At 69.4% G+C, this 25738-nt stretch carries 23 protein-coding genes and 3 pseudogenes; 10 read left to right on the plus strand and 16 right to left on the minus strand.

Annotation, left to right across the window (positions count from 1 at the left end; translation table 11 throughout):
- Window positions 1–18: 18 nt before the first annotated feature.
- Both ACIO5E_RS14365 and ACIO5E_RS14370 read left to right on the plus strand, forming a co-directional pair.
- Window positions 19–120, plus strand: a pseudogene (locus ACIO5E_RS14365) (type I restriction endonuclease subunit M); the annotation flags it as partial.
- Window positions 121–573: 453 nt separating this feature from the next.
- Entirely contained in the window at window positions 574–1317 is a 744-nt protein-coding gene (locus ACIO5E_RS14370; protein WP_400667201.1) for a TIGR04222 domain-containing membrane protein, read from the plus strand.
- A gap of 703 nt (window positions 1318–2020) precedes the next feature.
- Here the strand turns inward: ACIO5E_RS14370 and ACIO5E_RS14375 are convergent.
- Window positions 2021–3886, minus strand: a complete 1866-nt coding sequence (locus tag ACIO5E_RS14375) for an Ig-like domain repeat protein (RefSeq protein WP_400667203.1) — start codon at window positions 3884–3886, stop codon at window positions 2021–2023.
- A 729-nt stretch (window positions 3887–4615) separates the two neighbouring features.
- Between ACIO5E_RS14375 and ACIO5E_RS14380 the strand changes: the two genes are divergently transcribed.
- Window positions 4616–5092 carry a hypothetical protein gene (locus ACIO5E_RS14380; RefSeq protein ID WP_400667205.1) on the plus strand — a complete coding sequence of 159 codons (477 nt, stop codon included), beginning with the start codon at window positions 4616–4618 and terminating at the stop codon, window positions 5090–5092.
- A gap of 58 nt (window positions 5093–5150) precedes the next feature.
- Window positions 5151–6026, plus strand: coding sequence for a transposase family protein (locus ACIO5E_RS14385; RefSeq protein WP_400667207.1), 876 nt, complete (start codon window positions 5151–5153; stop codon window positions 6024–6026).
- A gap of 541 nt (window positions 6027–6567) precedes the next feature.
- Here ACIO5E_RS14385 and ACIO5E_RS14390 read toward each other — a convergent pair.
- Together ACIO5E_RS14390 and ACIO5E_RS14395 are read right to left on the minus strand one after the other, a co-directional pair.
- Complete coding sequence (locus tag ACIO5E_RS14390) at window positions 6568–8694, minus strand: NPCBM/NEW2 domain-containing protein (protein ID WP_400667209.1); 2127 nt, start codon at window positions 8692–8694, stop codon at window positions 6568–6570.
- Window positions 8695–8794: 100 nt separating this feature from the next.
- Window positions 8795–8995: a hypothetical protein gene (locus tag ACIO5E_RS14395; protein ID WP_400667211.1), complete on the minus strand. Its 201-nt coding sequence runs from the start codon at window positions 8993–8995 to the stop codon at window positions 8795–8797.
- Between the two features lie 866 nt (window positions 8996–9861).
- Here ACIO5E_RS14395 and ACIO5E_RS14400 point away from each other — a divergent pair.
- Window positions 9862–10269: a hypothetical protein gene (locus ACIO5E_RS14400; RefSeq protein WP_400667213.1), complete on the plus strand. Its 408-nt coding sequence runs from the start codon at window positions 9862–9864 to the stop codon at window positions 10267–10269.
- Window positions 10270–10698: 429 nt separating this feature from the next.
- Here the strand turns inward: ACIO5E_RS14400 and ACIO5E_RS14405 are convergent, their stop codons facing one another.
- The 9 genes and pseudogenes from ACIO5E_RS14405 to ACIO5E_RS14445 form a co-directional block, all read right to left on the minus strand.
- Window positions 10699–11523 (minus strand): IS5 family transposase, encoded by an 825-nt coding sequence (locus tag ACIO5E_RS14405; RefSeq protein WP_400667215.1) that lies wholly within the window; start codon window positions 11521–11523, stop codon window positions 10699–10701.
- A gap of 365 nt (window positions 11524–11888) precedes the next feature.
- Window positions 11889–12170, minus strand: a pseudogene (locus tag ACIO5E_RS14410) (hypothetical protein); the annotation flags it as partial.
- Window positions 12167–13012, minus strand: coding sequence for an IS3 family transposase (locus ACIO5E_RS14415; protein ID WP_400667928.1), 846 nt, complete (start codon window positions 13010–13012; stop codon window positions 12167–12169). The gene ACIO5E_RS14415 and the pseudogene ACIO5E_RS14410, both read right to left, overlap by 4 nt.
- A complete protein-coding gene (locus ACIO5E_RS14420; RefSeq protein WP_360334868.1) occupies window positions 12943–13254 on the minus strand; it encodes a transposase in 312 nt (103 codons plus the stop codon). Before ACIO5E_RS14420 ends, ACIO5E_RS14415 begins: the two co-directional genes overlap by 70 nt.
- 218 nt (window positions 13255–13472) lie before the next feature.
- The gene (locus ACIO5E_RS14425) at window positions 13473–14504 is read right to left on the minus strand and encodes a transglycosylase family protein (RefSeq protein WP_400667217.1); all 1032 of its coding nucleotides are present in this window, start codon (window positions 14502–14504) and stop codon (window positions 13473–13475) included.
- A 94-nt stretch (window positions 14505–14598) separates the two neighbouring features.
- Window positions 14599–15810, minus strand: coding sequence for a hypothetical protein (locus ACIO5E_RS14430; RefSeq protein WP_400667219.1), 1212 nt, complete (start codon window positions 15808–15810; stop codon window positions 14599–14601).
- Window positions 15811–15863: 53 nt separating this feature from the next.
- Window positions 15864–16793 carry a hypothetical protein gene (locus ACIO5E_RS14435; protein WP_400667221.1) on the minus strand — a complete coding sequence of 310 codons (930 nt, stop codon included), beginning with the start codon at window positions 16791–16793 and terminating at the stop codon, window positions 15864–15866.
- Between the two features lie 136 nt (window positions 16794–16929).
- The gene (locus ACIO5E_RS14440; RefSeq protein WP_400667223.1) at window positions 16930–17256 is read right to left on the minus strand and encodes a hypothetical protein; all 327 of its coding nucleotides are present in this window, start codon (window positions 17254–17256) and stop codon (window positions 16930–16932) included.
- Window positions 17257–17263: 7 nt separating this feature from the next.
- Entirely contained in the window at window positions 17264–17410 is a 147-nt protein-coding gene (locus ACIO5E_RS14445; protein WP_400667225.1) for a hypothetical protein, read from the minus strand.
- Between the two features lie 383 nt (window positions 17411–17793).
- Between ACIO5E_RS14445 and ACIO5E_RS14450 the strand changes: the two genes are divergently transcribed.
- From ACIO5E_RS14450 to ACIO5E_RS14465, 4 genes are all read left to right on the plus strand, one after another.
- Window positions 17794–18765 carry a LuxR C-terminal-related transcriptional regulator gene (locus ACIO5E_RS14450; protein WP_400667226.1) on the plus strand — a complete coding sequence of 324 codons (972 nt, stop codon included), beginning with the start codon at window positions 17794–17796 and terminating at the stop codon, window positions 18763–18765.
- A gap of 135 nt (window positions 18766–18900) precedes the next feature.
- Entirely contained in the window at window positions 18901–19131 is a 231-nt protein-coding gene (locus ACIO5E_RS14455) for a hypothetical protein (RefSeq protein WP_280685146.1), read from the plus strand.
- 468 nt (window positions 19132–19599) lie between these two features.
- Entirely contained in the window at window positions 19600–20241 is a 642-nt protein-coding gene (locus ACIO5E_RS14460; protein ID WP_400667229.1) for a hypothetical protein, read from the plus strand.
- Between the two features lie 129 nt (window positions 20242–20370).
- Window positions 20371–20916, plus strand: coding sequence for a hypothetical protein (locus ACIO5E_RS14465; protein WP_400667230.1), 546 nt, complete (start codon window positions 20371–20373; stop codon window positions 20914–20916).
- On the opposite strand, the gene ACIO5E_RS14470 is transcribed toward ACIO5E_RS14465, so the two are convergent.
- Window positions 20873–21664: an IS5 family transposase gene (locus tag ACIO5E_RS14470; protein ID WP_400667232.1), complete on the minus strand. Its 792-nt coding sequence runs from the start codon at window positions 21662–21664 to the stop codon at window positions 20873–20875. The genes ACIO5E_RS14465 and ACIO5E_RS14470 overlap by 44 nt on opposite strands.
- Before the next feature lie 815 nt (window positions 21665–22479).
- On the minus strand, window positions 22480–23160 hold the full coding sequence (locus ACIO5E_RS14475; protein WP_400667234.1) for an alpha/beta fold hydrolase: 681 nt from the start codon (window positions 23158–23160) through the stop codon (window positions 22480–22482).
- Window positions 23161–23354: 194 nt separating this feature from the next.
- On the opposite strand from ACIO5E_RS14475, the gene ACIO5E_RS14480 reads away from it, so the two are divergent.
- Window positions 23355–23897, plus strand: coding sequence for a CGNR zinc finger domain-containing protein (locus ACIO5E_RS14480; RefSeq protein ID WP_400667236.1), 543 nt, complete (start codon window positions 23355–23357; stop codon window positions 23895–23897).
- 52 nt (window positions 23898–23949) lie between these two features.
- Here ACIO5E_RS14480 and ACIO5E_RS14485 read toward each other — a convergent pair.
- Together ACIO5E_RS14485 and ACIO5E_RS14490 are read right to left on the minus strand one after the other, a co-directional pair.
- Window positions 23950–25146 (minus strand): annotated as a pseudogene (locus ACIO5E_RS14485) (IS110 family transposase).
- A 446-nt stretch (window positions 25147–25592) separates the two neighbouring features.
- A complete protein-coding gene (locus ACIO5E_RS14490; RefSeq protein WP_400667930.1) occupies window positions 25593–25730 on the minus strand; it encodes a helicase associated domain-containing protein in 138 nt (45 codons plus the stop codon).
- Window positions 25731–25738 lie beyond the last annotated feature (8 nt).

Below are 25738 nucleotides of genomic sequence, written 5' to 3' on the forward strand. Positions count from 1 at the left end.
TCGGGAGTACCGAACACCCTGCGCGCCGAACACGAGAAGCAGATCGACGAGGAAGCCCGCGCAGCCTACCGCGCGAAGATCGAGCAAGTCGCCAGGTCGGCCGCACCAATCAAGGCTTAGCTGTCCGCAAGGTGGTGGGAGACCGCTCGGTGTGACGAAGCGCCACACCCCGATCAAACCCTTGCCAGCGGTCACCACTGCCGGACGGTACCTCGCAAAGTAACCCTCGGAATGGCTCGCAAACTACAAGTCGAAACCCAAGGTCGCAGACGGCGGACTCGCAATCTATCCGTTGAAGTCACATCCGCGGCCGGGGCGCTGCCGGATGGGGCCGCTGTTTCGCCCCGGGGCGAAACGAGGGACTCCGGGGCGGTGACCGTGCCGAGGTAGGCGTTGCCGCGTTTGTCGAATCCGGTGGCCACCGCTCTGCGGTATTTGAGCTTGTTGGTGACCCCTTCGACGGTGTTGCGCTTCTTGTATCGCTCCTCACCGAAGCCCGACGCCCGCCCTCGTCGCCGGGCTTGCCGGGTGGCCCGGGGCGCACCCACACTGGAGTGATTCGGAGGGGGCGTCATGTGGGTGGTATCGGGGCTGCTGGTGGGGACAGGGGCGGCAGTGGCCGCGACCTGGCTGAATGCAGGCGTCTGGATGGGCAAGCTGTACCGGGCAGAACGGCGCGCGAAAGGACGGGAGTTCGACCCCAGCCTGGAGGAAGTAGCCTGCCTGGCGCGCCACCTGGTGGAGCTGAGGCTCCTGGAGATGTATGACGCGGGCCGGATCGTCGTCTCCCGCAAGGGGGACGTCACCGCGACCACGACCTCGACCTCGACCGGCCCGGCAGGCAACTTCGAGGCGGCGGCTGTCCGCGAGCTCGGTCCCACCCGCACTGGTGACCTGCAGATGCTGACCAAGTGGTTGGACGACGACGCGCCGCCACACGCCGTGCGCCGCCGACTGGTGGCCGCGGGTCTGCTCAATGACAGAAAGCTTCTCGACCGGGCATCGTTGGCCGAGGAGTCGATGGTCCTGGTGTCCTTCGTGGTGGCCGTGGTGGGCGTGGCCGCCTTCGTGTACGCACTCGTGCGGCACGAGAACTGGCTCCTCCCGTTGCTGGCCTTCCCCGCGCTGTTCGCGGTGGCCCGGTTGGTCATCACGCTGGTGGACATGTACGGGAACTTCAGCCGGCACACCGGGCTCGGCTCCCGGGTGCTCTCCGAAGCCCGGTCGGCCGACCGTCGCGAGCACGCGCCGATGGCCGTGGCCCTGGCCGGGCTGTCGGCCCTGCCCGCCGAGCACGACCTGCGGATCTGCCTGTAAGCCTCCCGGGCCCGGACCCGGGCTCGGGCCAACAGGCCCGCCGGCCGCTCCCACAGCGGGGGCAGCTACAGCGGCAGGAGCTGCGGGGGCGGTGGCCCGATCGGCTGCGGGACCAGTTGTGGATCGAGCTGCGGCTCCTGACCACAGGAGCGTACGAGCCCTGGCCCACGCTTCCGGGAAGAGCGGGCCAGGAGATGTGGACACCCGTCAGGTCAACGTCAGGACGGGCCCGGAGCCCGTTCCGGCGCTCCGCACCTGATCGACCGGACAGGTCCGCGACGAAGCCCAGTGGCTCTCCCGCGAATGCACTGGGATGCGGGGTCGGCGTGTTGGCAGCGTTGCGGTTCCTTCGGTGGCTCGTTGATTCATCCGGTGGTGCCAGTGGCTTTCAGGTGCTGCCTGAATGAGCGTCTACGAGGGGCAGGGGCTGGAAACCGGTGGTGGGGCAGCGTCATCTGTGTCTGATCAACGGCGGCGTCGTGGATCCGGGTACCGGCCCGGTGGCCGACGCGGATCCGTGGGCGTTCCAGGACGCGTGCGCCCTGGCGTTCCGGGCGACGTGGGTGGTGCGCGGGTTCGCGCCGTCGACGATCCGTTCCTCCAGGCCCACGCGTCGGGGGCGAGGCGAGCGCCGGCCCCGGACAACCTCGCCCCCTGCGCCGTGGTCCGCTGGATCACCGTGCCGGTGCTGGAGCCGCTGTCACTACGGGAGGGGAATGAACAGCAGGATGCTGTGGGCAGTGGCGGCGGTGTAGCAGGCGGTGCCGGGGAAGGTGGCGGTGTAGAAGGGGGTGGCGACGGCGAAGACGGGGACGATGGCGTTGTGGATGGTGGCGGTGCCGCTGGCGTCGGTGACGGCGGTGCCGAGGTTGACCGGGCCGAAGAGCGTGGTGGCGGTGAAGGTCACCGGCTGACCAGCCACCGGCATCCCCGAGGCGGTCGTCAGGGTGGCACTGAGGGTGGGGATGTAGTACTCCGGCAGCGGGGTCAGCCGGAGCCGGATCGTGCCTGGCTGCGCGGTCAGCGTTGTGTGGTTGGGGTTCACGGTGACGGGGGTGCTGGAGCTGGAGCCGCTGAAGCAGCTGTCACCGCCGTAGGCGGCGGTGAGGGTGCCCGTGGTCAGGGCGGTGGTGGTGAAGCAGGCCTGCCCCGATACGTTGACGGGGAGCATCTGTGTCTGGCCGTTGGGGAGGGTGAAGGTGACCGTGCCGGTCGGCACTGAGGTGGTGGCCGCTGTCGGGGTGATGGTGGCACATACGGTCACGCTCTGCCCGCAGCTGGAAGGGTTCGGCGTCACCGACAGCGTCGGCGTCGTGGGGTTGGGGCTCACGGTGACGGAGGTGGGGTTGCCGTTCACGGTCGCGGTGAACGTACCGGCGGTGTAGGTGTGGGTGGTCTGCCCGCTCCCGGTGGCGTCCAGGGCGACGGTGACGGTGGGGCTGGCGTCCCCGAAGTTCACCACCGCCGTCCCGCTCGGAGTCCCCCCGGAAATGCTGAACGTCACCGTTTGCCCGCACCTCGGCGCCGCCGGCGAGGTCGTCACCGTCAACGGCGAAATCTCCGTCACGTTCGCCGAATTGGCGTTGGTGACGTAGACGTTGCTGTTCGGCGCCGCCGCCACCGAGAACGGGAACGCGCCGACGGGGACGGTGGCCACGACGGTGTTCGTGGCGCTGCTGATCACCGTCACGTTGTTGGAATTGGAGTTGCCGACGAAGACGTTGCCGGTCGGCGCCACCGCCACCCCGAACGGGCCCGCGCCGGTGCCGACGGTGGCGAGGACCGTGTTCGTGGCGCTGTCGATCACCGTCACGTTGTTCGAAACGGTGTTGGTGACGTAGACGTTGCCGTTCTGCGCCACCGCTATCACCCCCGGGACCGTGCCGGCGGGGACAGTGGCCAGGACGGTGTTCGTGGCGCTGTCGATCACCGTCACGGTGTTCGAGGTCTGGTTGGCGATGTAGACGTTGCCGTTCTGCGCCACCGCCACCGCGCCCGGGAAACCACCGGAGGGGAGGGTGGTCACGGCGGTGTTCGTGGCGCTGTCGATCACCGTCACGGTGTTCGCGTTCCGGTTGGCGACGTAGACGTTGCCGTTCTGCGCCACCGCCACCGCGTCCGGGACCGCGCCGACGGGGACGGTGGCCAGGACCGTGTTCGTGGCGCTGTTGATCACCGTCACGCTCGCCGAAGTGGAGTTGGTGACGTAGACGTTGCCGTTCGGCGCCACCGCCACCGCGAACGGGCCCCCGCCGACGGGGACGGTGGCCAGGACGGTGTTCGTGGCACTGTCGATCACCGTCACGTTGCTCGAGCTCTGGTTGGTGACGTAGACGTTGCCGTTCGGCGCCACCGCTATCATGGCCGGGTCCCCGCCGACGGGGACGGTGGCCAGGACCGTGTTCGTGGTGCTGCTGATCACCGTCACGCTCGCCGAGTTGGCGTTGCCGACGTAGACGTTGCCGTTCGGCGCCACCGTCACCGCCAGCGGGGTCGTGCCCGCCGGGATCGTCACCGTGGAGAACGCCGCACTCAACAGCGGCGCCACGAGCCCCCGTACAGCGGGCACCTCGGATCCACCCGCCGGTACAACCGGCCGAACCCCGCAGGCTATCGCCAGAGCTCCCAACCAACCCGTACTCGGTTCCATGGCAAACCTCTCTCAGCTGAGAGGGCCACCCAAGAATTCCCACCGGGGCCCACGTCGCACGGCGCCGGTATACGCGAACCGGATCACCGCTTGCACACCGGGACAGAGGGAGGACATACCGACACGCACCGCGCACCTGCGCGCCACAGGGGTTGCCTCTCTCGCCGGAGAGATGGGCAACCCACCGGAAAACGGTCACCATCATTAACCCGAAATAACCAGTACGACACCACCCCCTTGACTCGACTGTCACCCGAACAGACCAATCCGCAGCCTGACCCGAGCACGCCGTACGAGAGGACGAACTACCACGCAATGTGGCCGCGTTGACCTCCCGCCACCGTGAACGTCTCGATCGCCAGCTCTGCGTGGTCGCCGGTCCTCGGCGTTGTAGGGGAACCCGCCTCGGCGACCTGCGACCCACGGGAGTCCGTGCCGTAGGCGCGGGAGGAATCGCCGTCCAATGAGAATTTTTCATCCTGAAGTTGCAGGTCACGGGGCTGGCGTGGGTCGCGGCTGGGGTGCTCGTGCCGGTCGGGGGCGTGATCGTTGGCAGGTGATCGTCTGTCGTGTGGTGGGTTCGCGGGAATCGCGGTGACGGCCGCGGGCGGCTCGTAGGCTCGGTGGAGGTTCGGGGAGGGGTTGCTCGTGGATGTTTTGGTGTGGGTGATGCAGCGGCGGGTGGTGCTGGCCGACCGGGCGGAGCGGCTGCGCAAAGAGCTCGCCGAGATCGACGCCGAAGTCGCCCGACTGGAGGCGGCGGAGGTGGTGTTCGGGCGGTTCGCCGACGCCCAGCGGGCCGGGAAGGTCGACGGCCCGGCCATGGCCGAGGAGTTCGAGCGGGTCACGACCTCACCGGGGGCGGGCGGGATGCCGCTGGTCCGGCACCGCGAGGAGGGCATGGACACGAGCGCACTGCCCGTGGACTACCAGGCGATCATGAAGATCGTGGCCGGGGCGTCGCGGCCGGTTCCGGCCAAGGACGTCAGCGTCGAGCTCGGCAGGGGCACCGGCCCCGGGCAGGTCGAGCCGGTGCGCGACAAGCTCAGGCGTCTGGCGGACCGGGGCTGGCTACACCGAACTCCCGCCGGACGTTTCACCGCACTGCCCGCTTCTGCCGCATAACCGGTTGGGACTGGATTTCGGCGTAACGCATGGGCCCCCGGCGAGAGTTGGGGATTCCATGCGAAAGAAGACCAGCCCCGCCGAGGGCCCTGACGGCCTTGTCCACCAGTGCCGTCCGTCGTTGTCGAGCGCCACCCTGGAGATGGTCGCCGACTTGATCCGCGCCCATCTGAAGAAGATCGGCTCCCGGTGGCGCAAACTGCCGCCTGGGAAGATCGCCCTGATCGTCCTCGCGGCCCTGCGGCACGACCAGCGGCTTTCCGACATGGCCGACGGCAACGACGTCTCCGCCTCCACCGTGCGCCGCTGGCTGCTGGCTGCTGGCTGCTGGCTGCTGGCTGCTGGCTGCTGGCTGCTGGAGGTCATCGTCCTGCTCGCCGCCCGCGCCCCGCGCCTGGAGCGGGCGCTGAAGAAGGTCACCCGATCGGGTGGCGAGGTGGTGTTGATCGACGGCACCCTCGTTCGCACCCGCCGCCGCACCGGGGAGGAGAACCGGCCGAACTGCAGCGGGAAGCACAAGGTGCACGGCCTGCTCTTCCTCGCTCTGACGGACGAGCGGGGCAATCTGCTGTGGATCTCGGCGGCACGACCAGGGCGGTCCTCGGAGATCGCCACCGCCCGGCATGACAAGGTCACCACCAGGCTGCGGGAAGCCGGCCTCGGAGCTCTGGCCGACCTCGGGTTCGTCGGCCTGGACGACGACCCCGACGACCCCGTGATCGTCACCGGCCGCAAGGCGGCCCGAGGCCGGCCGCTGACCGACGCCGAGAAGCAGGCGAACCGGCTGGTCAGCCGCGAGCGGGCGGCGAACGAGCACGGCTTCGCCGATCTGAAGAGCTGGAGGATCCCCACCAAGCTCCGTATGAACGCCGAGCACGGCACCGCGTTGCTGCGGGCCCTGCTCGTTCTGACGAACGCGGAGATCAGCCGCTGACCCGACACGGCGGACGATCTCCGCAAGACGATCACGCCAGCCATCAGCGTGAGTACCTCACCACCAGCTCACGCCAGGCCCATGACCTGCGAATTCAGGATGGAAACAACCCAATGAGGCACGGGTCATCGGGGCTTCGCCGGCGAGTTCGTCGGTCGGCGCGGTCAGATGGCCGAGGTTCTCGGTCATCAGCCGGGCCGGGAAGTCGGGGGGCGAAGTCGCCGGCGGTCATGGCGCCAATTGCACGTGCTGCGGCCGGGCTGGTCGCCGGCAGACCGGTGAGGAGCTGGACCGACTCCGTCAGGTCGAAGCCCGTGGCAGGCGAGGCCGAGTGGTTCGGCCGTCGTGGTGACCTGGACGGCAAGGGAAGCGTTCACGATGAGCCTGAGTACGGTGGCGGAGACGTGGTTGCCGAGTATGCGTGGTCATCGACGGGGAACGGCGCCGATCCGGTCCGGAACCGCGCGCGGGCATCGTCGACATGCGGTGCCGGACGGGTGGTCCGGCACCGCATCGCACTGTGCTGGTGAGTGAGCGGGTGTCAGCAGGTCAGGACAGGTCCGGCCCAGTCGGCGTGGTCGCTGTTGCTGCCGTCGCCGCCGTCGGTGACGACGAGGTGGAGCTCGTTGGCTCCGGTGAGGTCGGCGGTGAGGTGCTTGGCGCCGGCGGTGGCGTTGAGCACGCCGCTGTCGGCGACCTTGGTGCCGTCCTTGTAGATCTGGAAGGCGACGGTGCCGCGGCCGTTGGCCTCGGCGTCGACGCCGACGTCGGTGGTGAGGGAGGTGCAGGTACCGCCGAGGTAGTAGACGATCTCGCTGAACGCGTTGACGCCGAGGCCCTTGGCGTAGGTGGCGCCCTTGATGGTAATCGTCCGGCCGTCGCCGGCCTGGTTGTCGCCGTTGCTCATGTCCTTCTCGACCGGGCCCCAGCCGTTGCTGGCGGAGGACCAGGTGAGGTCGGAGAGCTGGTGGGCTCCAGCGGCGGGTCCCTTGCCGCAGGCGATCTTGGCGTCGGCCCAGTCGGCGTGGTCCCAACTGATGCCGTCACCGGCGTCGGTGACCACCAGGCGCAGGGTGGTGGCGCCGGTGAGGTCGGCGGTCAGCTGCTTGGGCTGATCGGCGCCGGTGAGCTTTCCGCTGTCGGCGATCTTGGTGCCGTCCTTGAAGATCTGGAAGACGGCGGAGCCGTTGCCGTACGCCTCGTCGTCGATGCCGACGGTGGTCACCAGGTTCTTGCAGGTGCCGCCGAGGTTGAAGCCAATGTCGCTGGAGGCGTTCGCACCGATGCCCTTGGCGTAGGTGGTCCCGCGGATGGCGAGGGTGCGGCCGTCACCGGCCGCCCAGTCGCCGTTGCTGTGGTCTCGCTCGACCGGTCCCCAGCCGTTGGACTGCGTGAGGAACGGCAGGTCGCTGAGGTAGCTCATACCGGTGGGCGGCGGTACGGGCGCGCTCGGGGTGATCCGGAACATCGCGGTGCCGTGCCCGGGGACGGTGGCGCTGATCGCGCCGGTGCTGGTGGTGGTCTTCTTGGACCAGAGGTCCTTGACCGTGTACGAGGGCGCGCCGGCGATGCCGACGGTCCGGACGTCGGTGGTGACGGTGGCGTCGTACCAGCCCTCGTTGGTGAGGGTGACCGCGCGGCTGCCGTCGGCGAGCGGCTTGCTCATCACGACCAGACTGTTGTCACTGGAGACGACCGAGCCCTGCTTTCCCAGCGGGTCCTGGTCGACCGCGATGACGTCGGCGTTGGTGAGGATGTCGAAGGTCTCCTGCTGGGCGGTGCGCAGGTCGGCGCCGATCAGCAGCGGCGCGGCCATCTCCGCCCACAGGCTGAAGTGGGTGCGGTACTCGGTGCCGGTCATGCCGCCGTTGCCGACCTCCAGCATGTCCGGATCGTTGTAGGCGCCGACCTTGGCATAGGCGGACAGGCCCTGATTGGCGTGCGCGATGGAGATCATGCTCTGCCAGGTGTCACTGATGTCGCCGGTGGTGCGCCAGGAGTTGCCGACCGGCGGCGCCCAGTTCCACGGGCCGGTGGTGCCCCACTCGCAGATGCTGTAGAGGATCGGGCGGCCGGTCTTCTTCAGCGCGTCGCCCATCGCCTTGTAGCGCTGCTGGGCGTCCACGCCCTGATTGTTGCAGTTGTCGTACTTGAGGTAGTCGACGCCCCAGGAGGCCCACAGGTTGGCGTCCTGCTGCTCGTGGCCGAGACCTCCGGGGAAGCCCTGGACGTCGCAGGTCTTGGTGCCGGCACTGGAGTAGATGCCGAACTTCAGGCCCTTGGCGTGGACGTAGTCGGCGAGCGCCTTGATGCCGTGCGGGAAGCGCACCGGGTCGGGGACCAGGTTGCCGGAGGCGTCGCGGTCGGGCAGCGCCCAGCAGTCGTCGAGGTTGACGTACTGGTAGCCGGCCGCCTTGAGGCCCTTGCTGACGAACAGGTCGGCCATGCCCTTGACCAGGGTCTCGTTGAACTGGGAGCCGCACCAGGTGGTGTTCCAGTTGTTGAAGCCCATCTGGGGGGTCAGGTTGATGCCGTTGTCGAGCGCCGATGCGGCTGGCGCGGCGGCGAGTTCGAATCCGACGGCGAGGGCACCGCCGCCGATGAACAGGCTGAGCGCCGTTATCGCCGAGGCGAACCGGCGGCGCGGCTTGCTGCGTGCTGAGCGCAAGGCTCTTCCTCCTGTGGTCCAGGGAAGTGGAGCGGGACGGGTGGTGCGGGTACGGGCTGCGCCGGCCGTGGCCAGCGGCCCCGGTCGGCGCAGCCCGGGCTCATGAGGTGTGCCGCATCAGGACAGCAGCGTCCAACTCTGGCCGGTGGCTGCCCCGTTGGTCCGGTACCCGCCACTCCTGCCAGAAGCTGCCGGGAAAGCAGTTGAGCAGGTAGGCGCTGTCGCCGCCCGGCACTCCCGAGGCGAGCGCGGTGTGCACCTGGCTGCTGTTGTTGCAGGGCGAGCCCGTTGTCGAGGGCAACCGCCGGAGTGGACGTGGCGACGACGGTGAGGCCGGATACCGCGAGCGACAACGCCGCAAAGGCGTGCAGCACGGCACGGGGAAGAGTGGACGCACGGGATGCTCCAGGTGCGTGGGTGGGGGTGTGGGGCGTCACGTTTGATTCTGTTGAATTCATCTCCAGGAGTCGACGGCTGGAGGAAACTTCAAACAGAAAGCAACGCATGGTAGCCAGACGAGGAGGAGCTACTCAAGACCGCGCACGCGCCGTCTTCGCGAGGCCGCCCAGCGAAGCCCATGCCTTGACGGACCGTCATGGATGGCGGCGGGATGTGCGACGCCCCTGCGGGATTCGGCATCCCCCGCCGCTGCCCGGGGCGCCCGGCGCCTACGCGGCCGGCAGGTTCTCGCATCTCCCACCAGGCACGTCGGCCTCCACTTGGCCACTTGCGCCAGTACGAGTGGGGCTGAAACGACGAGAACGTCCAAAGCGGCGCCAGTGCGCTTGATTGCCTGACGGGCTGCTGGCGTACGCAGCTCGTCGTGGGAATGGAAGCCTCCGACTCGCCGGTGGCGTGTGCGAGCCGTCCGCCCTCGGAGTGAACATCGCAAGGGGGTGTCGACGTGCAGACCCCTTGACTTAGCGATGCAATGGCACTGTGATATGTCACATCGCGTTTGAGTGTGTTGGTTTCTGAGGGCTTGACGGGCCCTTGGGGTCTGCACGACGGAGTCAGGTGCCCCTTCCCAGCCGCGCCATCGAGATAGCAAGGAGCCCCCGCCAGGGCCGACAGTCCGGCGGTCGCCGGACCGATTTCATCCCTCACCTCGAATCCCCACCCGCGTCGGGTCGTGTTGCGGCCTCGGCGCAAAGGAGCGTCCCCCTCATGTTCCGTGCCATCAACCGCCGTGCCACCGCGGATCTGCCGATCATCCTGGGTCTGACCACCACGGCCTGTTCCACTGGCCAGGAGACCACCTCCGGCGCTCCCTCGGTCGCCCCGGTGAGCGGGAAGATCTCGATCACCTACCTGCAGAAGCAGGGCGACCAGGAGTACTTCGTCGGCGAGGTACAGGCCGCCATCGCGCAGAAGACCAACGGCGTGATCGTCGTCGTCCCGGACCCGGCCGTCGGCCCGCAGGTCGTGCAGACCGCCAAGGACGGCAAGGTCGCCCTGCTCACCTCCGACGACCAGGTCTGCGCCACCGGCCCGGACCCGGCCAAGTGCGCCAGGACCGACCTCGTCCCGCGGATCGGCTTCAGAAGGCATCCGCAATCCGCTTGCGGCGTATGACTTTTCGCTGTTCAGGCATGGTGTGCGGGGTTGGGCGGCAGGGTTTCGGCGTCGAGTTGTCGAGGTCGGAACGGAGTGTGTGATGCCGCCGTCGCCGCTGGGGTTGCTGGAGGAGCGTCGGGAGGCCGCCCGGGCGCGGGTGGAGGATCTGGAGGCCGAGTTGGAGCGCCTCGGGGGTGAGCCGAGGTCGGCGAGGGCGGTGTTGGAGCGGCGGGAGGGTCTGGATCCGTTGGACGCGCTGGCGCCGGACTACCGGCGGTTGGTGGAGGCGGTGGTCCGGCGGGCAGGGCGGTGTCGGCCTGACCATGCGGGAGGTGGCGGTCGCGGTCGGCCGGGAGCCCGTCTCGGCGGTGACGGAGAACCTGCGGCAGAAGGCGAGGCGGCTGGTGGAACGGGGCTGGCTGGAGGTCGACGGGTCCGGGAGCCGGTTCATGCCGCAGCGCCGGCCCCAGGCCGCGGGGTGACACTGCGGGCCCGGCGGTGGCGGGCGAGGCGTCGACTCATGACCATGGTCATGGACCAAAGGATCACGGCCTGGGCGCTGTCTGCGCGGGTCTCGTAGTCGCGGGCGAGGCGGCGTGAGCGCACGAGCCAGCCGAACGTCCTTTCCGCCACCCAGCGGCGCGGGACGAAGCGGAACCCGGACAGGTCGTCGGTGCGCTTGACGATCTCCACGACCAGGGCGAGCCGGGCCTTCGCCCAGGTGACGAGGTCGCCGGTGTAACCACTGTCGGCCCAGATCCTCCGCAGGAGACGGAACTTGGCCTTCAGCGCGGGGAACATGTCGGCGGCGGTGGCTCGGTCGCCGGCGTCGGCGGGCGTGACCAGGACCATCAGGAGCGGGCCGAGGGTGTCGACGACCAGGTGCCGCTTGCGACCGTTGATTTTCTTCGCGCCGTCCCAGCCGCGCGTCGCACTGTGCACGCTGGCGGCGGCCTTGACCGACTGGGAGTCGATGACCGCCGCGGTCGGCTCGGCGTCGCGGCCGTGCGCTGTGCGGACGGCGACGCGCATCCGGTCGTGGAACTCGGTCGGCAGGCCGGTGTCGCGCCAGCGGGTGAAGAAGGCGTGGACCCGCTTGTACGGCGGAAAGTCGGCGGGCATCGCGGCCCATTTGACGCCGTTGTCGACGAGGTAGCGGATCGCGTCGAGCATCTGACGGTGGCAGTAGCCCTCCGGCCGCCCGCCCTGGCCGCTCATCCACGCCGGCACTGGCAGCAGGTCCCGCACCGCCGCCCACTCGGCGTCGGTCATGTCGCCGTCGTAGCGTCGAACACGATCGCGGTGGTCGTCCGCGTTGCCGTACCGGTGAGCGAAGCAGTCACACCTTGGGGGAACGGAGTTGCGGCCGACTCCGGCGACGGCACACAAAAGCGGCAACAGGGCCTCCTTGTGGCTTTTTGGTCTCGACAACCTCCAAGCTGCACAGGGGCCCTGTCTTCATGCGGCGACAACGTCGAGATCACCCGAATCGGGAACACGCGAACACTCGCGCTAATCCCAAGCCCCGCGACGGGTTTGCGGATCGCTTCTGAGCCAGGCGCCCCACCCAGCACCCCACGCACCCCGGCACACCCTCGGCCCGACACGCGCGCATCAACGTGACAGCGTCCGTCAGGGGTGTCGCCGGCCCAGTCCCAGCGGGACGGGTCGACGAGGCGGGGCTCGTAGTGGGCACGGCCGCCGGCACCGTAGGAGCCGATCTCCGCGGAGAGCGCGGCGCCGTCGGCGAGCTGTCCGGCGTCCCAGCCGGTGACGTCCAGCAGGAGGCCGTCGAGCGCGCCGCCCGACGAGTTGGGCACGGGCGGCGCTCGCCGACATGGTGGCTCCGTACCTACGGGTCCGCCACTGGGCGACTCAGCCCAATGTCCAGCCGTCCCGGAGGTTTTCGGCTTCCTCAGTGCTCTGCATAACGTCGGTCGGCGTCCGTGCGGGTCCCAAAGGTCGTGCGACGTACGCACTCGGTCTTCAGCACGCTCCAGAAGTTCTCGGCCAGGGCATTGTCGTAGGAGTCGCCGACGGTGCCCATGCTCGGCTCAATTCCCGCCTTCAGCAGGCGGGTTGTGAGCTTGATGGACGTGTATTGACACCCGTGGTCGCTGTGGTGGATCAGCTTCCCCGGATCCACCGGGCGGCCGTGGAGGGCGTACTCCAGCGCCGTGAGGACCAGGTCGGCGTCCGCTCGTTCGGAGGTGTGCCAGCCCACGATCCGGCGGGAGAACGCGTCGCGGATCGAGGCCAGCCACCACGGGCCCTCCCCGGTGGGGATCAGCGAGATGTCGGCGACCCACAGCCGGTTGGGGGCGCGGGCGGTGAAGTCGCGCTGGACCAGGTCCGGTGCGAGGTCAGCGGCAGGGTCGCGTCGAGTGAGGGAGCGGGGCCGGCGCGGGCTCACGCCCCGCAGGCCGGCCTGGCGCATCAGGCGCTCGACCCGTTTGCGGCCGACACGGGTGCCCTCGCGCCGCAGGACGGCGTGGATGCGCGGGGAGCCGTAGGTCTCGTCGGAGTCCGCGTGGATGCGGCGGATGTGCTCGGTCAGTTCGGCGTCGTGGCGTCTGCGCTCGCACGGCGCGTGGACGTCGCGGCGCCAGCGGTAGTAGGTGGAGGCGGGGATGTGCAGTTCCCGGAGGACGGGCTCGGCCCCGAAGCGGTCCTGGTGCTCGTCGACGAGCTTCAGTACCGTCGCCGGGTCGGGTCGAGCTCCTGGGCGAAAAAAGCCGAGGCGGCCTTGAGAATCTCGCAGGACCGGCGCAACTCGGCGTTCTCCTTGCGCAGCGCGGCCAGCTCCTCCTTCTCCGCGGTGGTCAGCCGGTCGTCGCGCTCGCCCCGGTCGGCCTCGTCCTGGCGGATCCAGTTGCGCAGGGCCTCGTGGTGAACCCCGAGGTCCCGGGCCATCTGCCGGATCACCGGCTTCGGGTCGGCGGCCCGGTACGCGGCAACAGCTCGCTGCCGCAACTCGGGCGGATACTTCATCGGTGCAGCCATGGCAGAGGCTCCCTTCTCACGACCAATCAGGCCATGTCCGGCAACCTTCCGCACCTCGGGGGAACCTCGAGCTGTCTGGGAACGGTAGCCGGGTTCCGCGCGATGTCGGTGGTCGGCGCGGTGGTGTCGGTGTTCGGCACGGGTGTGGACGGCAGCGGGAACGCACGCGGTCCGCCGGAGTCGGTCGAACCGCGTGCGTGCGATGAGGAGCGGCCGGGTTACCAGTTGCCGGTGATCGGAATCCAGCCCGGGTTGCCGAAGGTCACGGTGACGGCGGTGTTGGTGTTGTCGTTGCTGAGGTAGAAGGTGCCGCTGCTCGGGTCGTAGGCGCCGATGGTCGAGGGTCCCTTGCCGGTCCACTTCCCTACCAGCGGGGTCCAGCCCGGGTTGCCGAACTTTGCTGAGCCCAGCGTCGTGCCTGCCTGGTTGCCCTCGTAGAAGGTGCCAGTGTTCGGGTCGTACGCGCCGACTCCGTAGGTGCCGGTGCCGTTCCAGTCGCCGACCAGCGGGATCCAGCCCGGGTTGCCGAACTTCACGGTGGTCGTGGTGTTGACGTTGTCGTTGCTGAGGTAGAAGGTGGCGGTGTTCGGGTCGTAGGCGCCGATCTTGCTGGTGCCGGTGCCGTTCCAGTCGCCGACCAGCGGGATCCAGCCCGGGTTGCCGAACTTGATGGTGGCGGCGGTGTTGACGTTGTCGTTGCTGAGGTAGAACGTGCCCGTGGCCGGGTCGTACGCGCCGAGCGACGAGGTGCCCTTGCCCGTCCAGTCACCGGCCAGCGGCTTCCACCCGGCGTTGCCGAACTTCGCCGAACCCAGCGTCGCGCCCGCCTGGTTGCCCTCGTAGAAGGTGCCAGTGCCCGGGTCGTAGGCGCCGATGCCGTCCGGGTAGGGGGCGGCGGTGTCGGTCGCGAGCCCGGTGCCCGGGGCGCACCCCCAGGCGCGAGCGCCCTGGGAAGCGAGGATCTTCTCGGCGATGAGGATCTGCTGCTTCTTGGTGGCGAGGTCGGGGCGCGCCGCGTACGCGGTGCCGCCATAGCTCCTCCAGTTGCTCAGGGATATCTGGAGGCCGCCGTAGTAGCCGTTGTTGGTGTTGATGCTCCAGTTGTTGGTGCTCTCGCACTGGGCGATCTTGTCCCAGGTGCTCACGGACGCGGCGCCTGCCGGAGCCTGGATGGCGACGGTCAGGCAGGCCGCGCCGGCCAGAACGGTGGCGGCGGCGCGCAGGCGGCGGGTGAACGAACGGTTGGTCATGGCTGCGGGGCTCCTCGGCAGGGACGACCGCCGGTGGCCGGGCTGGACCCGGCCACCGGCGATCCGGACGAATCTCGGACGGTGGCGCGGCGGGTTACCAGCGGCCGACGATCGGGGTCCAGCCGGGGTTGCCGAACTTGGTGGTCACGGCGGAGTTGGCGTTGTCGTTGCTGAGGTAGAAGGTGCCCGTGTTCGGGTCGTAGGCGCCGACCGTCGCGGTGCCCCTGCCCGTCCAGTCGCCGGCGAGCGGAGTCCAGCCGGGGTTGCCGAACTTGGCGGAACCGAGCGTGGCGCCGGACTGGTCGCCCTCGTAGAAGGTGCCGGTGCTCGGGTCGTAGGCGCCGATCTTGCTGGTGCCGGTGCCGTTCCAGTCCCCTACCAGCGGGATCCAGCCCGGGTTGCCGAACTTCACGGTGGTCGTGGTGTTGACGTTGTCGTTGCTCAGATAGAACGTGGCGGTGCTCGGGTCGTAGGCGCCGACCTTGCTGGTGCCGGTGCCGTTCCAGTCCCCTACCAGCGGGATCCAGCCCGGGTTGCCGAACTTCACGGTGGTCGTGGTGTTGGCGTTGTCGTTGCTCAGATAGAACGTGGCGGTGCTCGGGTCGTAGGCGCCGACCTTGCTGGTGCCGGTGCCGTTCCAGTCGCCGGCCAGCGGCTTCCACTCCGGGTTGCCGAACTTCGCCGAACCCAGCGTCGCGCCCGAATGGTTGCCCTCGTAGAAGGTGCCAGTGCCCGGGTCGTACGCGCCGATCGAGCTCGGCTTCTTGTCGTCGACAATGTTCTTGTAACGCAGGCCGGTGTAGAAGCTGGTGGGCCAGCCTTCCAGGCTGCTGCTGTTGATGTTGGCCGAGGTCGGGCCGTGGGTGGGGTTGTGGGCGTTGCTCTCGGCGTAGTAGGTGAAGTCTCCGTTGGCCTTGTTGGTCCAGTTGGCGAACAGGAAGGTGTGCTCGGCGGTGTAGTCGAGGGCGTCGCCCGGCTTGAGCTGCGAGAAGTCGCTGAACGAGGTGGAGACGCTGGGCAGGCTCTGAGTGGTCAGGCTGCTCGTCAGGTGCCAGGCCATGGAGACGTAGCCGGAGCAGTCCTCGCGGTAGGTGCCGTTGGCGTCGGTCTTGTAGCCCCCCTTGTTGTAGGGGACACCCTCGTCGACCCAGCTCTGGGCCCGGGCCAGCACCTCGCTGCGGGTGATGGTGCCGCCCGCGGTCGAGGCCGCCTGCGCCGGTGCGGTTGCGGTGAACATGGTGGCGCCGATACCGGCGGCGACGAGGGTTGCGAGCGAGCGAGCGGCAACGCGGGATATGCGAGACATGGGTGTGCTTCCTCTTGGCGTCGGACTGGGGTGAAGTCGAGTGGTGAGCGGCACTAGGGGCGCTGCTCGGCCGCCGCCGGCGTGGTGCTCAGGTGGGCGGTGAGGTTGGTCAGGGTGGTCCGGTCGTCGGCCGCCGTCAGGGCGCCGGATCCGGGGGTTCCTGCGGGGATCGCGAACTGCAGGGCTGTCACGGTGTTGTTGTGGTGGACGAGGTAGATGTGGCCGGTCTGGGGGCCGGGCGCGGACATCCCAGCGACGGCGGTCCACTGCCGCACGTAGGCGGTGCCCTCGGCGGTCGTATCCGTCGTGCTTACCTGGGCGTCCTGCGGCAGCTTCGCGGCGCTCTGCAGGGCACGGGACTTCTCCTGGCAGGTGTTCATCGCGCTGAGGAGGTCGGCATAGGCCTGCTGGGAGCTCGCGGCGTCGGCGAAGGTGAAGGTGTCCTGAATGGCCGGCGTCTTGAAGCTGCTGACGTAGCCCTGCTGCTGCCAGGTCGCGGCGCCCTTGACGGCCACGCACTCGTTGAGACGGACGTCGTGGGTGGCGGCCTGGGTGTGCGGCTGGGCGATCGGCTTCCAAGCGGCGGCCGCGTTGTCGGGCAGTTGCGCGGGAGGCAGGGGGGCGGATGCGGTCCGGGCGTCGCTGGATTCGGCCACCGGTGCACCGGGTGCCTGCTGGGGAGCGGCCGTGTTCGACGTGTCACCTGTCGGCCGGGGCGGCGGCGTCGGCGTGCCGGTGGCTGCCGGCTGGGCGGAGGTGCTCTCCGATGCCGGGGCGGCCTGTCCGGACGGCGCGGTCGTCGGCGCCGTAGCCAGGGCGGACGGGGTGAAGGACGGAGACGAGGCCGCCGGAGCCGGCGTGGCGACGGGCACCACGGCCGAGGCCTGGGCGCCGGTGTCGAGGCCGGCCCAGGCAAAACCGCCGGCGGTGATGGCGCACAGCGCGACGGCGGCACGGACAAGGGTCGACTTCTTGATGGCCACGGCCGGGCTCTCCTAAAGCAGAAAGATGATGATGGATCGTCGGATGGCCACTGCGAGGCGGTCCGGACGGCGCGCGAACGCGCAGGTGTGGGCCGGCAGGCCACGGGTAACGTGCGAACCTCGCCGGTCTGGCGGGTTACGCGGTGGGGCGTGCGACGGGTTCCGTGCTCTCCGCGAGCGGCTCCGGGGGCAGGTAGAGCCGGTGGAGCCGGGGTGAGGTCCGATGGCTTCGGGCGATCAGGGCGCGGGCGCGGGACAGGGCGCCGGTCGTATCAGGGGCGTCCTGGCTCAGGAGGTAGAACAGGACGTCGATCCGGCCGGGCTCGGGGCGCGCACTGACGTGCTGGAGTCCGTCGCTGGGCAGGGCGCTGGCCCACAGGGCGTCCACGGCCGCGGCGACATCGCTCTCGTTCGCGGCTTCGCCGGGCCGCCTGAATTCCAGGCTGGCGTAGATGATCTCCATCCGAGGCTCATCCGCCCCAGCCGAGGCTCTCGGCGGCCGCGGCTGGGGCGGGCGCCGCCGTGGTCGCGGCCATGGCAGCGGAGGGCGCGAGGATGATCGCGGTGAGGCAGACGGTGGCGACCGCGGCGGCCTTGGCGATACGGGTGTGGATCACGACGGGAGTCCTTGGCTGATAGTGGGATGGTTGGTCCTGCACCGTTCGAGCGCCCCGCGGTTGACGCTCAGTTCGGCTGCCGCCTCGGGGCGTTTCCCTGGCGGCGATGAACAGCTTCGCCGCTCGTCAACGCCATCGGAAGATCTTGAGGCTGTCGCCTACCGGCCAGTCCGAATCCCGACATCAAGTCATGCTCATGACATACCTAGCGCACCAAGAGTGCGCCCGAGCACTTCCGCGAAGTGATGCGGGACTCAATCCCTGCACAAAGGACTCAAGGCGATACAAGCGGTATGAATGGATCTTGAATCAGGCGGCCGTGTGTTGTTTGGATGCAAACGTGACGCGTTGACGCGTGACAGGGCCAATGACCTGGGGGTTCGATGTTGGAAGTACTGGGCCTGACTGCCGGTGCCGCGGCGGTCTATCAGGCGATGCTCGACCATCCCGGCTACAGCCTGGAGGAGATCGCCACCCACTGTGCCCTGCCCCCCGTCCAGGTGCACGACCACCTCGACGAGCTGAGCCGGCTCACACTCATACGAGCCTCCGCCGAGCGCCCCGGCCAGATGCGCGCCGTGAGCCCCGAAATCGGCCTCGCCGACATCCTCGCCGGTCAGGAAGCCGAACTCGCCGCCCGCCAGGCCCAGCTCGCCGCCTCACGAGCCGCCGTCACCCGCATGGTCGCCGAACGCGCCGAGCATCGCACAGCTCACGGCGAACGCCTCCTCGGCATGGATGCCATACACAGCCGCCTCGAACAGATGGGCCGCTCCGCCACCACCGAGGTCCTCAGCAGCCAGCCCGGCAACCAGCGCCCCGAAGACCTCACCGCCAGCCGCCCCGCCGACGCCGAGGCCCTCGGCCGCGGCATCACCATGCGCACCCTCTACCAGGACTCCGCCCGCAACCAGCCCCACGTCACCACCTACGCCCACTGGCTACTCAGCCAGGGCAGTGAAATCCGCACCGCCCCGGCGATCCCCCAGCGCATGGTGATCGTCGACCGCACCCAGGGCCTTGTGCCCATCGACCCCGCCGACAACCGCAAGGGCGCCCTACACGTCACCGAACCCGGCATCCTCGCCGCCCTTCTCGACTTCTTCGAGCAAGCGTGGAACACGGCCGTTCTCCTCGGAGCCACCCGCCCCGAGGACCCCCGGACCAACCTCACCGCTACCGAACGCGAACTCCTGCGCCTGCTCAGCTCCGGCATCACCGACGACGTGGCAGGCCAGCGCCTCGGCATCTCCTCACGCACCGTCGGCCGCCACATGGCCTCGATCATGGAACGTCTGGGTGCCGCCAGCCGCTTCGAAGCCGGGATCAAAGCCGCCCACAGAGGCTGGCTCTGATTCACCGGGGCGACAAGGCAGGCCGCCCCGGTGCCCCAGCGGGCGTGTCCCGGGGCCATACCCGATACAGCGGGCAGACCTACGTAGCCGTGAGAGGCCGACGGACAGGCCCGCCGGCCCTCATCCGATCCGGCGGTGCCGACCCCGCTTCGCTGCGTCTGGCCGGGCAGCCGGTTGAGTGTGGTCGGCGAGGCGTTCCTTCGCTACTTCAAGATTGCGCTGATGGTCCACGCGCTGACCGACCGCGCTGCCGACGAGGCCACGCGGTGGCAGCGGATCGAAGGGGACTGCTCGGCGGGGACGAGCAACGAACTGCGGGACTTCGTCCGGCGCTCCTGCGGCCGCCCGGACTGGGACTTCGCCTGAAGCCGGCTCGCCGAGAACGGCGCCACGCAGCAGGGCGGTCTCCGGCCACGGACGTGAGCGCGGGCCCGACGGCTTGCCGGACCCGCTGCGGCGTGTCGTCAGGCGGTGGGCCGGGCGGCGAGACCACCGGGGCCAAGGCGCCGCCGACCTCCCTGCGGAGGGACCGGACCGGGCCCCGCGTCGAGTGTGGCCTGCTGGCGGCCGGCCCCGCTCCGCGGTTGTACTCGCGGCACGGCACCGATCTCAGCCACGCGTTCTCCCCCGGAGCTACTCCCCGGGGAGTAGCGGAACCGCCTCCATCGGTACGACGCCGCCCCACGGCAGTTCCGGGTTTGCTGGGCAGAGCCGCGACGGCAGGTGGTGCGACCTCCGTCGACGCGGCCGCTCCTGTGTGGTCGGACTCGGAATGAGGGGGACATGGACAGCAGAAATCTACGTCGGGGGTGGCGACTCGGCGGACCGATCTTCGTGGTCGGCTTCATCGCCAGCCTGGTCTTCGGGGCGGTGCTGGCCAGGGGCTCCGTTTTCCTGCCCACCGCCACAGCGGGCCAGTTGAGGGGCTACTACGACCACAGCGGTACGGCGGTTGCGGTGTCCTCGCTTCTCCAGCTGGTCGCCGCCGCAGGACTGCTCCGGTTCGGCCTCGGGGTATCCGCTGCAGTGGGTGCCGATCGCCGGGCGAGGTTTGCGATGTGGCTCGCCGCCGGGGCCTTCGCGGTGTCGAGCGTGCTGGCGCTGGCTCTGGCGGCGGTCGCGGCCCGTGCGGGTGACGGCACCCTTCTCGTCCTGGCCCGGCTCACGCTCGCGGTGGGCGGCCCGATCCACCTGGCCGGGCTCGCCGGGCTGCTGTGGTATGTCTCGCGACGCGCGCTCGCCCAAGGGCGCGGGCCACGGTGGCTGGTCCTCTTCGGTGTCGCCGTCGGCCCCCTGCTGCTGCTCTCCCTGGTCTCGATACCGGTGCCGGCGGTGACCCGCGCGGAGCCGCTGTGGCGGTTGCTCGCCGCGGTGTGGATCACCGGTGTCAGTGCGGTCGGGCTCGATCGGACCGCTCCCGGTGCCGCCGGCGCTGTATCGCCTCGCACCGGGACGGATTCGTCGGCCACTGGTTGAGGTCTTGTCGGTGCGTCAGTGGCTGTTGTCGTTCCGGGCTTGAGGGCTGCGTTTCCGCTGGTCAGGAATAGGGTCGGTGGTCTCGGAGAGTGGTGACGTGTCGAGTCGTCGCTCTGGTGGAGGTCGGGGATGCCGTCGGTCGTGGGGCTGCTGGAACAGCGTGAGCTGACCGCTCGCCGTCGTGTGGACGCGCTGCGGGAGGAGGCGGACCGTATCCAGGCTGAGCTGGTCGTGGCCGAGCGGGAGTGGAACGAGTGGGTCATCGCCCGTTCACGCGTCGGCGAGGTACTGTCCCCGAGCGAAGGAGACACCGTCGGCCCGGACGCCGCCGAGGAGCCGTCGGATCGCGGTGAACGGCCCGCGCTGCCTGCATCTTCGGAGGCGGCGAAGCCGAAGTCGGTGGTGCCGGTGTGGCGTGCGGGGCTGGCCTGGTCGACACTGTCGGCGGACTACCAGCGGATCCTGCAGGCTCTCGCGGACCGGGGCCGTCTGGGTCAAGGCCCGCTGACGTGCCAGGAGATGGCCGCCTGCTTCGGCCTGGACCCGGTGCCCGCGAAGATCGAGGCGTTGCGGTCGAAGGCGAAACGGCTGACAGCGCGCGGGTGGCTGGCCGAGCCGGCGCCGGGCCGGTTCACGCTCTCGAAGAGCGTGACCGGGCCAGGCGGCGGGTCATGAGATGCGTCATCGACCAGTAGACCATCGCCTCCGCGCTGCCGGTGGACCGTTCGAAGTCCCGCACGAGCCGGCGGCTTCGCATCAAGTGGGCGAAGAACCGCTCCACGATCCACCGCTTGGGCAGCACGACGAAACCGCGCATGTCGTCACTGCGCTTGACGACGGCGAGGACCAGGGCGAGGACCGCGAGGCAGTAGTAGACGAGGCTGCCCGTGTAGCCGCCGTCAGCCCAGACCAGCGCCAGCCGGTGGTGCGCGGCGGCGACCCGGGCGAGCAGAACCTGCGCGGCGGCGCGGTCGCCGATGTCCGCGGCGGTGACCAGCACGGCGAGCAGCAGGCCGAGGGTGTCTACCACGGCGTGGCGCTTGCGGCCGTTGATCAGCTTGCCGCCGTCGAAGCCGCGGCTGTCGGCGCCGACGACGGTGTCCGCCTTGATGGACTGGGAGTCGATCACGCCCACGCTCGGCTCCGGGTCCCGCCCGGCCTGCTCGCGGACCTTGCGGCGGAGCCGGTCGTGGAACTCCTTGACCAGACCGTGGTCGCGCCAGCGGCGGAAGAAGGCGTAGACCCGGTCCCACGGCGGAAAGTCGGCCGGCATGGCCCGCCATTTCGTTCCGTTGTCGACGAGGTAGCGGATCGCGTCCAGTATCGCTCGGTGGCAGTACGCCTCCGGCTGCCCGCCCCGCCCGCGCAGCCAGCCCGGCACCGGAAGCAGCGGCCGCACCACAGCCCACTCCGCATCGGACATGTCCGACGGATACCGGCGCTCGCGAACCCTGCGGTCGCCGGCGTTCCCGAACCGGTGAGCCAGACAGTCACACGCAAGAGTGGCCGAAGTGGACCCCGCTCCCGCAATGCCGTAGAACTGCGACAACAGGGCCTCCTGGACCGCTCTTTGGCGTAGACACCCTTCGAGCTACCAAGAGGCCCTGCTTTCATGCGCGGCGGCCGCCGCACTCACCCAATCGAGACTCCCGTTCGACCAACACCGCTCAAGATCGGAACGGCAACAGCCACTCAGGCGCCGGGGACGGCCGGCGGTGCCCTGACGGGTCCAGCAACGGCCGCCGGGCCAGCGGGTCCGCTGTCGACTGCCGTGTGCCCAGGAGCTCTCCTCTTCGGGGACGTCGCCGCAGTCGACGCAGGCGAGGGTCCGCATCAGCTCGCGGTGGGCCTGGCGGGCCTTCTTGACCCGGGCGGCCTGGCGCCCGGGTCAGTGCGGCGGCTGGGAGCGATGCGAATACAAGGCGGCCGCCGTACTGACGGTCCGACAGGTCAGGTCAGTTCTCGTGCGCAGCTCGGAGGGAGAGCCGGTCAGGCGCACGGTGCGGTCGTAGAGGGTGGCGCCGGCCACTACAAGAGACGAGGCCACAGCCCAAAAGCTGAAGCCTCGTCACGGTAAGCACCGTTGCAGTACTAGTCGTCAGGTTCGGCAGGATCAGCAGCCCGAGGTCCTTCCGCTCGCGCTTGCCCTCGCAGGCCGGGCACTCCAGCCGGTCCCGGGTCGGCCCGCGCCGTCAGCTCCAGCTTCGAGCCCGCACGCTCGTTCCGTCCCAGGGCATGTCACAGGCCCTTGGTGATGGTGTCCAGGTAGGTGGCCAGGTCGCCGGGGCGGGAGTACATGGGGCCGTGGCCCGTGTCCCATTCGGTGGTCTGGGCGCCGATGCGGCCGGCCATCTCGTGCTGGGTGACCGTGGGCAGCGCGCGGTCCTGGGTGGCGATCAGGTAGTGGACGGGCACCTCGCGCCACGCCGGCGCGCCGGAGGGGGCCGCGTCGATGCCCAGGCGCGGGAACTTCTGTACGGCCGCGGCGAGCGCGGTGCGTTCGGCGGGGGCGTCGGCGGCCACGACCGTCCCGTAGGCGGGCCGGTCAAGGTACGAGTGCCCGTCTTCGGTGACCTTGAAGTGTTCGCCGATCAGGCTGCCCGGATGGCGGTGCGCGATGTCACTGACGGACTCGCCCTGGTCGGGGGCGAAGGCGGCGATGTAGGACAGGGCCTTGACCTGTTCCTGGCCGACGGCCGCATTGGTGATCACCGCGCCGCCGTAGGACCAGCCGACCAGCAGTACCGGTCCGTCGACGGTGGACAGGACCCGGCGTACGGCCGCGACGTCGCCCTCCAGTGACTCCAGGGGGAGCTGGACGGCGATCGGCTCGTGGCCCAGTGCGTGCAGTGCGGTGATGGTCTCGCTCCAGGCGGAGCCGTCGGCCCACAGACCGTGGACGAGAACGATGGCGGTCATGATGCAGACCTCCGGAGAGTGTGAGGGAAGTGGCACGGGAGGCGAATGGGCCTCCCGCGCAGGTCGGGTCGGCAGCAACCCCGCCGATCTAACCACTGTTATGGACGTTAGTGGTTACATGCTGCAAGGTCAACCGCTCACGTACTCTTGAACGGTTAGCCCGGAGGAGATCCGGACAGGAGCAGGAGCCAGAGATGCCCGTCACCGATCCGCGCCCTCTGACCGGAGAACCCGTCTCGTTGGACCTACTGAACACCCGCTGGATTCACGACGGCGTGCACCACGACCTGCTCGCCGGCCCTGAAGGGCTGCGCATCTGGCTGGCCGGCAACGGTCTCGACCGCCGCTTCTCCCCCGACGCCGAAACACGGGAGCATCTGCTGCTCACCCGCGAGGCCCTCGCTACGGCCGTGGAAAGCCCGGGCACCGCGACCGCCACCGAGCGAGTCAACGCCGTACTCGACCACGGCCGGATCCGCGCCACCCTGACCGCCGAGGGCCCCGGCGAAGAGACAGAATTCGAGGACCCGTCCTGGGGCGCCGCCTGGACTGCGGCACGCGACTACCTCGACCTCCTGCGCACCGCCCCCGACAGGATCCGCAAATGCGCGAACGAGGCGTGCATCCTGCACTTCTTCGACACCTCACGCAACGGCACCCGCCGCTGGCACTCGATGGCAACCTGCGGCAACCGCGCGAAAGCCTCACGCCACCACGCGAAGACACGCGAGACCTGAGCGCGCCGGACCAGGCGGCCAGGCTTGCCGCCCACGCTTCCTAATGTCGTTGTCAAGCCGTCTCGGTCACTGGGGGCGTGACGTGGTAGCACCGTCGGTCACGGATCAGTGCCCACAGGACGTTGACCCGTCGACGGGCCAGGGCCATCACGGCCTGGACGTGCCGCTTGCCCTCAGCACGCTTGCGGTCGTAGAACGCCCGCGAGTTCGGATCGCAGCGGATGCTGACCAACGCCGAGGTGTAGAAGACGCGTTGGAGCCTGCGATGGTAGACGGTCGGCCGATGCAGGTTGCCGCTGACCTTGCCCGAGTCCCGGGGCGCGGGAGCGACACCGGCGAAGGCCGCCAGGGCGTCCGGGGAGGCGAAGCCGTCCAGGCCGCCGCCCACGCCGGCCAGGAACTCGGCGCCGAGCACGGTGCCGATGCCCGGGACACTCTCGACTATTTCAGCGAGTTCGTGCTCGCGAAACCGGCCCTCGATGAGCTTGTCCATCTCGGCGATCTGCTCGTTGAGGGCCATCACCCCCTCGGCCAGGGTGTGAACCAGTCTGGCGATGGTCTTCTCCCCTGGGACGGAGGTGTGCTGACGCTGCGCGGCCTCAACTGCCGTCTCGGCAAGGGCCCTTGCGTTGCGGACCTTGCGGTTGGCCAGCCACTTCGTCAGCCGCGCGACGCCGACGCGGCGGATCGCGGCCGGCGCCTGGTACTCGGTCAGCAGCTTGAGCGGACCGGTGTTGGTCACGTCCAGGGCCCGCTCCAGGGCCGGGAACATGCTCAGCAGGGTGCCGCGCAGGCGGTTGACGGCGCGGGTGCGGTCCTCGACCAGGTCGGCTCAGCGGCCGGTCAGCAGCTTGAGTTCGATCGCGGCTTCGTCACCTGGGCGGATCGGCTGCAGGTCGCGGCGCATCCGGGCCTGGTCGGCGATCACGTAGGCGTCGCGGGCGTCGGTCTTGCCCTCGCCGCGGTAGCCGTCGGAGGCCCGGTTCACCAGGCGGCCGGGGATGTACAGGACCTCCTCGCCGTGGGCCGTCAGCAGGCTCAGCAGCAGGGCCGGCTCCCCGCCGGTCATGTCGATCGCCCAGGTCACCCGGTCGCCGTCCGCCAGGGCGAGGACGTCGCCGATCAGCTTCAGCAGCTCGGGCTCGTCGTTGGCGACCCGCCGCGACAGCAGGGTCTTGCCCTCGGTGTCCAGGGCCAGGCCGTGGTGGTGGCCCTTGCCGCTGTCGATCCCCGCCCATATTCGGCTCATCGTGCTCCTGACGTGCGTGTTCATGCTGTTCGGACTGCGGACGACCTCGCCGGCATTGCTCTACTCAGCGACTTGCTCGCACTTCCTAATCGGCGGCCGAGTCGTCGTGGGGTACCGAGCGGCGAAGCGTCGGAAGCCACGAAACGGCAGCCGCCTGATAGCCACACCCAGCACCCCTGGGCGACCCAACCTTACGAGTGGCTCGATCAACCCAGCTCAGAAGGTAGAGCCGCCTGATGCCCTAGTGGGTGGACACGGCACGAGGACACCACCGTTCAGCCCACCCGACGCACCGTCACAGCGGGTGTCCCCAGGGCTTCACCCATCTACGACGCCTCTCTTCGGTACGAAGACGACACCACTCTTCAGCGGGCAAAGCCCTGACCAGCACTAACCCGGAACCAACCACCGAAAACAAGTGACGCCCAGACACTGCAACCCAAATGTCATTCATCACGCCGCCAGCCGGCCTCGATGGGATCCCATTCGATGCGCAGGGCGTCGAGGGCGGCGACGCGTTCGGGGGCGAGAGTTCCCCGGCGGTAGCTGCTGCGCTGTTTGACCAGCCATTGTCCGATCTGCAGGCTCGTGC

It is taken from the genome of Kitasatospora sp. NPDC087314 (assembly GCF_044744365.1).
Classification (GTDB): domain Bacteria; phylum Actinomycetota; class Actinomycetes; order Streptomycetales; family Streptomycetaceae; genus Kitasatospora.